The 12,740-nt window shown below is 72.7% G+C and carries 11 protein-coding genes; all 11 read left to right on the plus strand.

Going from position 1 to position 12,740, the window contains the following annotated elements; translation table 11 throughout:
• Position 1: 1 nt before the first annotated feature.
• Positions 2–811 (plus strand): ABC transporter permease, encoded by an 810-nt coding sequence (locus tag ACIBR0_RS03555; protein ID WP_396712510.1) that lies wholly within the window; start codon positions 2–4, stop codon positions 809–811.
• Positions 812–876: 65 nt separating this feature from the next.
• Complete coding sequence (locus tag ACIBR0_RS03560; RefSeq protein ID WP_396712511.1) at positions 877–1,929, plus strand: YihY/virulence factor BrkB family protein; 1,053 nt, start codon at positions 877–879, stop codon at positions 1,927–1,929.
• 256 nt (positions 1,930–2,185) lie between these two features.
• Positions 2,186–3,364 (plus strand): ROK family protein, encoded by a 1,179-nt coding sequence (locus tag ACIBR0_RS03565; protein ID WP_357030780.1) that lies wholly within the window; start codon positions 2,186–2,188, stop codon positions 3,362–3,364.
• On the plus strand, positions 3,361–4,950 hold the full coding sequence (locus tag ACIBR0_RS03570; protein WP_396712512.1) for a sugar ABC transporter ATP-binding protein: 1,590 nt from the start codon (positions 3,361–3,363) through the stop codon (positions 4,948–4,950). Before ACIBR0_RS03565 ends, ACIBR0_RS03570 begins: the two co-directional genes overlap by 4 nt.
• Positions 4,947–6,068, plus strand: a complete 1,122-nt coding sequence (locus ACIBR0_RS03575; RefSeq protein WP_396712513.1) for an ABC transporter permease — start codon at positions 4,947–4,949, stop codon at positions 6,066–6,068. The genes ACIBR0_RS03570 and ACIBR0_RS03575 overlap by 4 nt, the downstream gene beginning before the upstream one ends.
• 123 nt (positions 6,069–6,191) lie before the next feature.
• The gene (locus tag ACIBR0_RS03580; RefSeq protein ID WP_396712514.1) at positions 6,192–7,244 is read left to right on the plus strand and encodes a substrate-binding domain-containing protein; all 1,053 of its coding nucleotides are present in this window, start codon (positions 6,192–6,194) and stop codon (positions 7,242–7,244) included.
• A gap of 53 nt (positions 7,245–7,297) precedes the next feature.
• Entirely contained in the window at positions 7,298–8,491 is a 1,194-nt protein-coding gene (locus ACIBR0_RS03585) for a Gfo/Idh/MocA family protein (protein WP_396712826.1), read from the plus strand.
• A 633-nt stretch (positions 8,492–9,124) separates the two neighbouring features.
• On the plus strand, positions 9,125–10,285 hold the full coding sequence (locus ACIBR0_RS03590; protein ID WP_396712515.1) for an inositol-3-phosphate synthase: 1,161 nt from the start codon (positions 9,125–9,127) through the stop codon (positions 10,283–10,285).
• Positions 10,269–11,153, plus strand: a complete 885-nt coding sequence (locus ACIBR0_RS03595) for an SCO3242 family prenyltransferase (protein ID WP_396712516.1) — start codon at positions 10,269–10,271, stop codon at positions 11,151–11,153. Before ACIBR0_RS03590 ends, ACIBR0_RS03595 begins: the two co-directional genes overlap by 17 nt.
• Entirely contained in the window at positions 11,150–12,094 is a 945-nt protein-coding gene (locus ACIBR0_RS03600; RefSeq protein ID WP_396712517.1) for a sugar phosphate isomerase/epimerase family protein, read from the plus strand. Before ACIBR0_RS03595 ends, ACIBR0_RS03600 begins: the two co-directional genes overlap by 4 nt.
• Before the next feature lie 25 nt (positions 12,095–12,119).
• Positions 12,120–12,740, plus strand: a complete 621-nt coding sequence (locus tag ACIBR0_RS03605) for an EboA domain-containing protein (RefSeq protein ID WP_396712518.1) — start codon at positions 12,120–12,122, stop codon at positions 12,738–12,740.

Raw genomic sequence — 12,740 nt, forward strand, 5'->3', positions numbered from 1 at the left:
CATGGTCAGTTTCGTCCTGCCCCGCCTGGTCGACGTCTCCTCGGCGTCCCGGCGCTCGGCCTCCGTGACCGAACGCAACGTCACCGCGCTGCGGTCGGTCTACTGGCTGCTGCTCATCTCCGGCTTCGTGGAGCCGCTGCTCTACCTGCTCTCCATCGGCGTCGGGGTCGGCGCGTTGGTCGGCGACATCCCGCTGCCCGGCGGTGAGGTGGTGACGTACGCCGCCTTCGTCGCCCCGGCGATGCTCGCGTCGTCGGCGATGACGGGTGCGCTGGCGGAGACCACCTTCAACTTCTTCGGCAAGCTGAAGTACATGAAGCTGTACGACGGGGTGATCGCCACCCCCGTGCAGCCGTTCGAGATCGCCCTCGGCGAGTTGGCCTGGGCGATGCTGCGGGGCAGCGCGTACTCGGCCGCGTTCCTGGCGGTGATGGTCGTGATGGACCTGACGACCGTGGCGCGGGCGGTGGTGGCCTTCCCCGCCGCGGTGCTGGTCGGTTTCGCCTTCGGCGCGCTCGGCATGGCCATCTCCACCTTCATGCGTAGCTGGCAGGACTTCGACCTGATGGGGTCGGCGCAGTTCACCCTGTTCCTCTTCTCCGGGACGTTCGTGCCGGCCGAGTCGTACCCGACGGTGCTGCGGTGGCTGATCGAGGTGACCCCGCTCTACCGGGCGGTGCACCTGATCCGCGGCATCGCCGTCGGCACCGGCGGCTGGGGGTGGGTGCTCGACGTGCTCTACCTGCTGGTGGTGCTCGGCCTCGGCCTGCTGGTCGCTTCGCGCCGGATGGGCAGGTTGCTCTACAAGTAGGTGGTTAACCACCGCCTCCGCCGGGGCATGTCGAGGGGGACACCGCCGACCACGAGGGAGGGGCGATGGCCTCCGATGAGTCTTCCGCGCACGGGCGCGACCGTGAAGTGAGCGGCGCGGCGGGCGCCGGAGCCCGTGACCGGGAGCGGCCGGTCGGACCGGACGAGGGGCCGGACAGCCCCGCCCAGCTGCCGGGCGCCGGCTGGAAGGCGGCGCTGCGCCGCACGGTCCGGGAGTTCCAGGACGACAGCCTGACCGACTGGGCGGCGGCGCTGACGTACTACGGGGTGCTCTCCATCTTCCCCGGCCTGCTGGTGCTGGTCTCGATCCTCGGCCTGCTCGGCCCGGAGGCCACCGAGGGCGTGCGGGACACGGTCAGCCAGACGGTGCCCGAGGGCAACATCCGCACCATCATCGAGGGGGCGATCGACCAGGCGAAGCAGAGCGGCGGCTTCGCCGGCATCGCGGCCATCCTCGGTCTGCTGGCAGCCTTCTGGTCGGCCTCGGGCTACATCGCCGCGTTCATGCGCGCGTCGAACACCATCTACGACGTGCCGGAGGGCCGGCCGATCTGGAAGACGCTGCCGATCCGCGTCGGGGTGACCGCCGTGATCGGCGTGATGCTGCTGGCCTGCGCGGTGATCGTGGTCTTCACCGGTGGCCTCGCCGAGGCGGTGGGGGACGCGATCGGGCTGGGCTCGACGGCCGTGACGGTCTGGAACATCGCCAAGTGGCCGGTGCTGCTGCTCCTGGTCAGCCTGATGTTCGCCATCCTCTACTGGGCCTCGCCGAACGCGAAGCACGGCGGGTTCCGCTGGGTCAGCCCCGGCGGCGTCCTGGCCGTGGTGATCTGGCTGGTCATCTCCGGCCTGTTCGCGCTGTACGTCAGCAACTTCGGCTCGTACAACAAGACCTACGGCGCGCTCGCCGGTGTGATCATCTTCCTGATCTGGCTCTGGCTGAGCAACATCGCGATCCTGCTCGGGGCCGAGTTCGACGCCGAGTTGGAGCGCAGCCGCGCCATCTCCGCCGGGCACTCGGCCGACGACGAGCCGTACGTCGAGCTGCGCGACGACCGCAAGCTCAAGAAGAAGCGCAACGCCGCCGGCCGCCGCTGACCGCCCGGCAGACCCGATCGGCTCCTGCCCCGTCGTCCACCCGGACGGCGGGGCAGTGTCGTGTCCGCGATCTCCACCGTTCCCGCGCGGCGTGATGCTTTTCTTGATCCACTTGAAGCTTTTGTTCGTTCGGACAAAAGTTGGGAACGGATTGGCCGAAGCTCTGGACAGGTGGCACGGAAGGCTCCTACTGTGTCGGACACGACACATCGGCATTGCGTCGATGTGAACGAGTCCCATGAAGAGGTGAGTCCCGGTGCGGACCGTCGACCCCCTGCACGTACGACTGTTGCGGCTGCTCCGCGACGAGGGGGCGGTCTCCCGCGCCGAACTTGGTGACCGGCTCCAGATGCCGCGCCCCCGGCTGCTGGCCGAGCTGGAGCGACTGGTCGGTCTCGGCTACGTCGCCGAGGCCGGGCTGGCCGCATCCCGGGGCGGCCGGCGCTCCACCCTGGTGGAGCTGAGCCCGCAGCTGCGCTTCGCCGCCGTCGACCTGGGCGCCAGCTCGATCGACGTCGAGGTGGTCAACGGCCGGCTGGAACCGGTCGCCGCGTACGCCGAGCCCGCCGACATCCGCAACGGCCCGAAGGTGACCCTCCAGCGGGTCAACGAGCTGCTGCACAAGGCGAAGGTGGACGGTGCGTACGAGCGGCTGGATGCGGTCGGCATCGGTGTGCCCGGCCCGGTCAGCTTCCGCGACGGCGTCCCGGTCTCCCCGCCGATCATGCCGGGCTGGGACCGCTTCCCCGTGCGAGAGCTGCTCACCCGCGAGCACGGCTGCCCGGCGGTGGTCGACAACGACGTCAACATCATGGCCATCGGCGAGCGGCACGGAGGCGTCGCCCACTCGGTCGACGACTTCCTCTTCGTCAAGATCGGCACCGGAATAGGGTGTGGGATCTACCTCACCGGCGAGGTCTACCGGGGCACCGACGGCTGCGCCGGGGACATCGGGCACATCCAGGTCGACTCGCACGGTCCGATGTGCTCGTGCGGCAACGTCGGCTGCCTGGAGGCCCTGTTCAGCGGTGCCGCCCTGGCCAAGGACGCCCTGGCCGCCGCGCGCAGCGGCGTGTCACCGGCCCTGGCCGAGCGGCTGACCGCCCGGGGCACGCTGAACGCCGTGGACGTGGCCGAGGGTGCCGTCGAGGGCGACGTCGCCTGCATCCAGTTGATCCGCGACGGGGGCCGGCGGGTCGGCGGTGTGCTGGCCGGGCTGGTCAGCTTCACCAACCCGTCGATGATCGTGATCGGTGGTGGGCTCGCCCAGCTCGGTCACATCCTGCTCGCCGAGATCCGCAGCGTGGTCTACCGCCGGTCGCTCCCGCTGGCCACCGGCAACCTCCCGGTCGTCCTGTCCGAGCTGGGACCGCGGGCCGGCGTCGCCGGTGCCGCCGTCCTCGCGAGCGACGTGGCCTTCGCGGAGGCGTCATGACCGAGCAATCCGAGGAGACACTCGTGACAGATGCTCCGTTGGTCGAAGCCCCCGCCGACGCCGTCGCGGGCGAGGTGGTCCTGCGCCTCACCGACGTGGTCAAGACCTTCCCGGGCGTACGCGCCCTGGACGGGGTGCAGTTGGAGGTCCGTGCCGGCGAGGTGCACTGCCTGCTCGGGCAGAACGGCGCCGGCAAGTCGACCCTGATCAAGGTGCTCGCCGGCGTGCACCGTCCGGACTCCGGGACCGTCGAGTGGCGCGGTGAGCCGGCCACCTTCGCCAACCCGCAGGCCGCGATGCGGGCCGGCATCGCCACCATCTACCAGGAGCTCGACCTGGTCGACGACCTCTCCGTGGCGGAGAACGCCTTCCTCGGCCACGAGCCTCGCCGGTTCGGCTTCGTCCGCCGCGGGCACATGGCCCGGCGTACGCGGCAGATCCTCGGCCGGCTCGGCCACGCCGAGATTCCGCCCAGCCGGATGGTGCGCTCGCTGCCGGCGGCCGGCAAGCAGGTCGTCAGCATGGCGCGGGCGCTGTCGCACGAGGCCCGACTGATCATCATGGACGAGCCGAGCGCCGTGCTCGCCCACGACGAGGTGGGCAACCTCTTCCGGATCATCCGGGAGCTGACCGCCCAGGGCATCGCGGTCATCTACATCTCGCACCGGATGGAGGAGATCCGCGAGATCGGCGACCGCGTCACCGTCCTCAAGGACGGCCGGACCACCGCGGCGAACCTCCCGGCCCGCGACACCCCGACCCGCGACCTGGTCTCCCGGATGACCGGCCGCACCATCGAGTACGTCTTCCCGGACCGCCCCGCCACCGACACGGTCGGGGACGAGCTGCTCCAGGTCGAGGGGCTGACCCGGTCCGGCGAGTTCGCCGACGTGTCGCTGAACGTCCGGGCCGGCGAGATCGTGGGCATCGCCGGGCTCGTCGGGTCCGGCCGGTCCGAGCTGCTGGAGACCATCTTCGGCGCGCGTCGCGCCGAGTCCGGCTCGGTCCGGATGGGCGGCCGGGCACTGCGTCCCGGCAGCGTCGGCGCGGCCGTCCGCGCCGGCATGGGCATGGCCCCGGAGGAGCGCAAGAGCCAGGCGCTGCTGCTGGGCGAGCCCATCTACCGCAACGTCACCCTGGCCACCTTCGGCCGGTACGCCCGTGCCGGCTTCACCGACACCGGCAGGGAACGGGCCGAGGCCGACCGGATCGCGGAAAGCCTCGACCTGCGTCCCCGCGACGTACGCCGACCGGTGCGCACCCTCTCCGGTGGCAACCAGCAGAAGGTCGTGGTCGGGCGCTGGCTGCTCGGCGACACGAAGCTGCTGCTGCTGGACGAGCCGACCCGGGGCGTGGACGTCGGCGCCCGCGCCGAGTTGTACCAGGTCGTCCGTGCCCTCGCCGCCCGTGGCGTGGGGGTGCTGCTGGTCTCCAGCGAGGTGCCCGAGGTCCTCGGCCTGGCCGACCGGGTGCTGGTCATGCGGGAGGGCCGGGTGGTCCGTGAGGCCCCGGCCGGCGAACTCGACGAGAACACCGTGCTCGACCTCGTCATGGCGGGGTCCCTGATGGAAGGCGCACCGGCATGAGCGACACACTTCCCACCGCAGCGCCGGAGCGCGCGGCACAACTGCCGGCACAGTCGCCGCCGGTCGACCCGGCGGAGACCGCCGCCGCGGGCGAGAAGGCGACTGCCGGCGGCCGGCTCTCCTGGTGGAGCGGCGACAACGGCGAGGGCGCCCGGCGCAACCTCGGCCTGATCGGTGTGCTGGTCATTTTGATCGCGATCGGTGCCGCGACCCGCTCCGACCTCTACTCCAACCCGGACTGGGTGTGGGCCAACACCCTCACCATCCTCAAGTTGGCGTCCGTGGTGGGTGTGGTCACCGTCGGCATGACGTTCGTCATCATCGGCGGCGGCATCGACCTGTCGGTCGGCGCGATCGTCGCCCTCGCCGGGGTCTGGGCCACAACGGTGGCGACCCAGAACTTCGGCGCCGGCGGCATGATCTTCACGGCGCTCACCGTCGGTCTCGCGGTCGGCCTGGTCAACGGCGTGCTCATCTCGTACGGACGGCTGGTGCCCTTCATCGCGACGCTGGCGATGCTGGTGGCGGCCCGTGGCCTGGCGGCGGAGATCTCCGACAAGCAGACCCAGGTCTCGGACAACCAGTTCATCAACGGCATCGCCAGCAACACGCTGCTCGGCATCCCGCTGCTGGTCTACATCCTGGCGGCGGTGGTCGTGGCCGGCTGGGTGCTGCTCAACCGCACCACCTTCGGCCGGCGTACGGTCGCCGTCGGCGGCAACCCGGAGGCGGCCCGGCTGGCCGGCATCAACGTCAAGCGGCACACCGTGCTGCTCTACGCGCTCTCCGGCCTCTGCTGCGGTATCGCCGCCGTCATGCTCACCGCCCAGGCCAACTCGGCCCAGGCGGCGATGGCGAACCTCTACGAGCTGGACGCGATCGCCGCCGCGATCATCGGCGGCACGCTGCTCAGCGGCGGGCGGGGAACGATCATCGGCTCCCTGCTCGGCGTGATCATCTTCTCGACGATCACGAACCTCTTCGCCATCAACGGCCTCTCCACCGAGGCCCAGAACATGGTCAAGGGCGGCATCATCGTCGCCGCCGTCCTGGTCCAGCAGGTCCAGTTCCGCAGCCTCACCCAGTTCCTGGGCCGGAACCGGCTCACCACCCGATAACACCCGCACCACCGCACCACCGGACCACCGGACACCACAACGCACCTGGGCCACCCGACACCGCGACGGTGGCCGGACCCCGCACACCCTTTCCCCTCCACCACGCCAGACCAGGAGGTCGTCATGACCCAGCACAGTCGTGACCTGTCACGCCGTCGCCTGCTCTTCGGCGGCGCAGCCGTCGGAGCCGGCGTACTGCTCGCCGGTTGCACCAGCAACGATGAGTCGCCGACCGAGGCGCAGACCAAGGCGGCCGCCCCGGGCGGCAACGCCGAGCCCGGCAAGCGCGTCGTCGTCGGCTTCTCCGCCCCGGCCGCCGACCACGGCTGGATCGCCGCCATCACCAACAACGCCAAGGCGCAGGCCGCCGCGTACTCCGACGTGGAGTTCAAGACGGTCGAGGCCGGCGCGGACGCGGCGGCCCAGCGGGCGGCCCTGTCCACCCTGATCTCCCAGAAGCCCGACGTGATCGTGCTGCTGCCGCACGACGGCAAGGAGCTGAACGCGTTCGGCCTGGAGGCGATGCAGGCCGGCATCCCGGTGGTCAACCTCGACCGGGCGTTCCCGGACGCGAAGGCCTACCGGCTGCAGATCAAGGGCGACAACTACGGCATGGGCGTCGCCGCCGCGACGTACATCATCGCGCAGCTCAAGGCCAAGAACGTCACCAACCCGATCATCGGCGAGATCCCCGGCATCGACTCCCTGGAGCTGACCCAGGAGCGGTCGAAGGGCTTCGCCGACACCCTGGCGCAGGCCGGGTTCAAGGTGGCCAACCGGCGGCCGGCGGAGTTCACCGCCGACTCCGGCCAGCAGGCCGCGACCGGTCTCTTCCAGGCCCTGCCGAAGATGGACGCGCTCTGGAACCACGACGACGACCAGGGCATCGGCGTCCTCGCGGCGGTCAACCAGGCCAACCGCAAGGAGTTCTTCATGGTCGGCGGCGCCGGCTCGAAGAAGGCGATGGAGGACATCCAGGCCGACAACACCGTGCTGAAGGCGACGGTCACCTACAGCCCGTCGATGGCCTCCTCGGCCATCTCGCTGGCCCGCCTGATCGGACAGGGCAAGGGCATGTCCGACCTGGTGGAGCTCCAGGTGCCCAAGGAGATCATCCTCGCCTCCGAGACGATCACCAAGGAGAACGCGAGCACCTACCTGAAGCTCGGGTTCTGACACACGGGGGGAGACCCACCTTGTCCACGACAGACAAGCAACTGCGGGTCGGCATGGTCGGCTACGCGTTCATGGGCGCCGCGCACTCGCAGGCATGGCGCACCGTGAACCGGGTGTACGACCTGCCGGCACGGGCCCGGATGGCGCTGATCTGCGGCCGGGACGCCGGGAAGGTAGCCGACGCCGCCGACCGGCTCGGCTGGGACGCGTACACCACGGACTGGCGGGACCTGATCGCCCGCGACGACATCGACGTGGTCGACATCTGCACCCCGGGTGACAGCCACGCCGAGATCGCCCTGGCCGCGTTGGCCGCCGGCAAGCACGTGCTGTGCGAGAAGCCGCTGGCCAACACTGTGTCCGAGGCACGGGAGATGGCCGCCGCGGCGGCCGTCGCCCAGGCCTCGGGAGTGCGGTCGATGTGCGGGTTCAACTACCGTCGGGTGCCCGCGGTCACGATGATGCGGCAGCTGGTCGCCGACGGACGGCTCGGGGTGATCCGGCACGTCCGGGCGACCTACCTGCAGGACTGGATCGTGGATCCGCAGTTCCCCCTGGTCTGGCGCCTGCAGCGGGACAAGGCGGGCTCCGGTGCGCTCGGCGACATCGGGGCGCACATCATCGACCTGACCCAGTTCGTCACGGGCCAGCGGATCAGCGGGGTCAGCGCCCTCACCGAGACCTTCGTCAAGGAACGGCCGCTGCCCGCCGGATCGAGCGGACTGGCCGCCACGGTGGACGGTGCCGGGCCGGTGGACGGTCACCGGCCGGCCACCGGGCTGGTCACCGTCGACGACGCCGCGGTCTTCGTGGCCCGGCTCGACGGCGGCGCCCTGGCGACGTACGAGGCGAGCCGGTTCGCGACGGGCCGCAAGAACGCCCTCCGCGTGGAAATCAACGGGTCGCTCGGCTCGGTGGTCTTCGACCTGGAGCGCCTCAACGAGCTGGAGTTCCACGACGCGACGCGCCCCACCGCCGAGCAGGGCTTCACCCGGATCCTGGTGACCGAGAGCGAGCACCCGTACATGTCGGCCTGGTGGCCGCCGGGCCACATCATCGGGTACGAGCACTCCTTCACCCACGAGATGCGGGACTTCATCGAGGCGGTCGCCACCGGTGCCGACCCGACTCCCTCGTTCGCCGACGCGTTGCAGGTCCAGCTCGTGCTGGACGCGGTGACCCGCTCGGCGGACCTCGGTTCCTCGTGGACCGAGGTGGAGCCGGCGCTGGCCACGGTCGCCGCCTGAGTCACCCCCCGACGCCGACCGGCGAGGGACCGGCCGCGGTTGCGCCCCGCGGCCGGGACGAGGTCGGCGCCGGACGGGGCGTGCCAGCCGGGCCGACGGCACGGATGGTACGAGCAGGACGGTCTCCGGTGCGGCCGGACCGGGATTCCCCGGCCGCACCGGAGGACCGCCACATCCGGCGACCCGCCAGGGCCGCCACCAACCCCACCACCACCACCACCACCCACCACCGTCCCGCGCGCCGCAGGGCCGCCGCGACCCCGGCTATCCGGAGGACATCGTGCCCCGACCAGCCTCTACCGCCGCCCACGCCGACCGACCTCACCGCCGCACGGCGGACCGCGTTTCCTGATGACGTCCGGTCGGGCGCACGCCGCCGTCCCGACCGGCCGGATGCGGGGGAGGCAGGGTCGAGACGCCGACCGCCCCTGCCTGCCAGCCCCGTCCGTCCGCACCGCACCGGGCACCGGTCCGGCGTCGTCGCCGCCGACTTCGACGCCGGCTCGGACCGCTTCTCCCGGGGTTGGACGGCGGACGGGGCCCATCCGCTCAGATGAGTAGTTTTCGGATCAGGCTTCTGATATCTATGTAAATCAATGCAAGGCCGGTTCCTCGCGACCGGAGAGGAGCACCATGCGTACGGGTGTCTGGCTGGTGGGGGCGCGCGGTTCCGTCGCGACCACCAGCATCGTCGGGGCGCTCGCCCTACGGTCCGGCCTCACCGGCCCGACCGGCTGCGTCACCGAGCTGCCCGAGCTGCGCGGTCCCGCCCTGCCGGCCTTCTCCGACCTGGTCCTCGGTGGACACGACGTGGTCGCGACACCGCTCGCCAAGCGCGCCGAGTCGCTCGCCGCCGCCGGCGTGGTGCCGGCTCGGCTGGTCGACGCCCTGGGCACCGAGTTGGCCGAGGTCGAGCGGGAGCTACGTCCCGCACCCACCGTCGGCACCCAGGCCGAGCGGGCCGCCGCGACCGTCGAGGACCTGACCGCGTTCCGGGAGCGGCACGATCTCGCGCGGGTGGTGGTGGTCAACGTCTCGGCCACCGAGCCGGCCGCCGGCCCGCATCCGGCGCACACGGACCCGGCCGCGCTGCGGGCCGCGCTCGCCGGTGCGGACGAGGTGCTGCCCACCAGCTCGCTCTACGCGTACGCGGCGGTCGAGGCCGGCTGCCCGTACGTCGACTTCACCCCGTCCACCGGGCTGCGCCTGCCCGCCCTGCGGGCGCTCGCCGACGAGCGGGGCCTGCCGTACGCCGGGCACGACGGCAAGACCGGGGAGACCCTGGTCAAGTCGGTGCTGGCCCCGATGTTCGCGATGCGGCACCTCGCGGTGCGCTCCTGGTCGGGGACCAACCTGCTCGGCGGCGGCGACGGCGCCACCCTCGCCGACCCGGCCGCCAACGCGGCCAAGGTGGCCAGCAAACAGCGGGTGCTCGAGGAGATCCTCGGGTACGTCCCGCAGGGCGGCACCCGCATCGACTACGTCGAGGAACTGGGCGACTTCAAGACCGCCTGGGACCTGATCACCTTCGCCGGCTTCCTCGGCACCGGGATGCGCATGGAGTTCACCTGGCACGGCTGCGACTCGGCACTGGCCGCGCCGCTGGTGCTGGACCTGGCCCGGCTCACCGCCGCCGCGCACGCCGCCGGCGACACCGGCCCGCTGGCGGACCTGGCATTCTTCTTCAAGGACCCGCTGGGCGCGCCCACGCACTCGCTCGGCGACCAGTGGAACCGGTTGTGCGCGTACACCCGTCGTCTGCACGAGGGGGTTTCCGGTGCCGACCCTCGCTGATCTCGCCGAGCTGGTGCGCGCCCCGGCGGCGCTCTCGGTCCCCGGCGACGTCGTCGCCGGCGCCGCGGCGGCCGGGTCGCTGGACCGGCGGACGCCGGGACTGGCCGCCGCCTCGGTGCTGCTCTACTGGGCCGGCATGGCCGGCAACGACTGGGCCGACCGGCGGCTGGACGCCGTCGAACGCCCGGAGCGGCCGATCCCCAGCGGCCGGGTCGCCCCGGAGGTCGCGCTGGGCCTGGCGGTCGGGCTCACCGCCGCCGGTGTCGGCCTCGCCGCCGCCGTCGGGGGCCGGCGGGCGGCGGCGGTGGCGGTCCCGCTCGCCACGGCCGTCTGGGGGTACGACCTGCGCGCCAAGAACACCGCCGCCGGACCGGCCGTGATGGCCGCCTGCCGGGGGCTGGACGTGCTGCTCGGCGCGACCGGCGGCCGGCTGTCCCGGGCCGTTCCGGCGGCGGTCACCGTCGCCGCGCACACCTGGACCGTCACGGCGCTGTCCCGCCGCGAGGTCGACGGGGCCGACATGGCGCTGCCGCTGCGCACCCTGGCCGGCACCGCCCTCGTCGCCGCCGGTGCCGGCCGCCCACCGGCCACCACCGGCCCGGCCAGAACCGGCGACCGTCCGGCCCTCGCCGCCCTGCCGGCCCTGCTGGCCACCTGGTACGCCGCCCGGTACGGGGCGGCGCAGGCCCGGGTGGTCGTCGATCCGTCCGCCGGCCGCGTCCGCGCGGCGGTCGGCGCCGGGATCACCGGGCTGCCCGCCCTCCAGGGCGCCCTGACCGCCCGCGCCGGCGCCGGTCTGCTCGGCGTGGCGGTCGCGGCGGCGGCACCACTGGCCCGCCGGCTGGCCCGGAAGGTCTCCCCGACATGACCGTCCCGCAGCCCCGTTCCGCCGCGCCCGACTCCGCGCCCGGCGCGTCGTCGCCGGCGGGTGGGCTGCGGTTCGGGTACGGCACGAACGGCTTCGCCAACCACCGGCTGGACGACGCGCTGGCGGTCATCGCCGAGCTGGGCTACGCCGGGGTGGCGCTCACGCTGGACCACGACCACCTCGACCCGTTCGCCCCCGGGCTGGCCGGGCGGGTCGCCGCCGTGGCGCGCCGGTTGGACGCGCTCGGTCTCGGCGTGGTGGTGGAGACCGGCGCCCGGTACCTGCTCGACCCGTGGCACAAGCACGCCCCGACGCTGCTGCACGACGACCCGGCCCTGCGGATCGACTTCCTGCGCCGGGCCGTACGGGTGGGCGCCGACCTCGGTGCGGAGGCGGTCTCCTTCTGGGCCGGCGTACGCCCCGAGGCGGTCCCGCCGGCGGTCGCCTGGAACCGGCTGGTGGCCGGTTGCGCGACCGTGGTCGACGCCGCCGACGCGGCCGGCGTGACGCTCGGCTTCGAGCCGGAACCGGGGATGCTGGTCGAGGACATCGCGGGCTGGCGTCGCCTGCACGCCGCGCTCGGCGCACCGGCGCGTCTCGGCCTCACCCTCGACATCGGACACTGTCGCTGCCTGGAGCCCCGGCCGGTGGCCGACTGCGTGCGCGAGGTGGCCGGACACCTGGTGAACGTGCAGATCGACGACATGCGGCGGGGTGTCCACGAGCACCTCGAGTTCGGCACCGGCGAGATCGACTTCCCGCCGGTGCTGCGCGCGCTGCGCGAGGTCGGCTATCGCGGCCTGGTCGCGGTGGAGCTGCCCCGGCACTCGCACGCCGCCCCCGCCGTCGCCGCCCGTTCCCTGGACTTCCTGCGCGCCGCTGACGCCGCCAACGCCACCAACGCGGCCGACGCCGAGGACGGGACCGCCGCGCCCCACTGAACAGCACACGAGGGAGGAGAATCCGATGACACCGGATCGACTGCGGGAGGCCCTTCGGGGCGTACCCGATCCCGACTGGCTGGACACGGCCCTGCGCCGGGTGACGGCCGAGCCCGCGACGGTCACCGGCTCGTTCGCCGCCGCCGGTCGGCGCTGCGGCCGGGACGACCTGCCCGAGCTGCCCGGCTGGACCGCCGACGACGCGGCGCGCGTCCTGTTGCTGGCCGCGCTGCCCGGCGACCACGCCACGTACGCCGACACCCTCTACCGGCACGGCGACGCGGCCGAGAAGCGGGCGGTGCTGCGGGCGCTGCCGCTGCTGCCCATCGGCGCGGCCGGCGTGCCCCTGCTGCACGACGCGATCCGCACCAACGACACCCGGCTGGTCGCCGCGGCCCTCGGCCCGTACGCCCGGCACCTGGACCCGTCCGCCTGGCGGCAGGCCGTGCTCAAGTGCGTGTTCATGGGCGTTCCGCTGGCCGTGGTCGCCGACCTCGACGAGCGTGCCGACGGCGAGCTGGCGGGGATGCTCGCCGCCCTCGCCGCCGAGCGCGCCGCCGCCGGCCGGACCATGCCCGCCGACGCCACCGACCTGCTCGACCGGCTCGCCGCCCAGGCCGGCCAACCGCACCCCAGGGAGGCGTGA

The sequence above is a fragment of the Micromonospora sp. NPDC049497 genome (assembly GCF_044465805.1).
In the GTDB taxonomy this organism is placed as follows: Bacteria; Actinomycetota; Actinomycetes; order Mycobacteriales; family Micromonosporaceae; genus Micromonospora.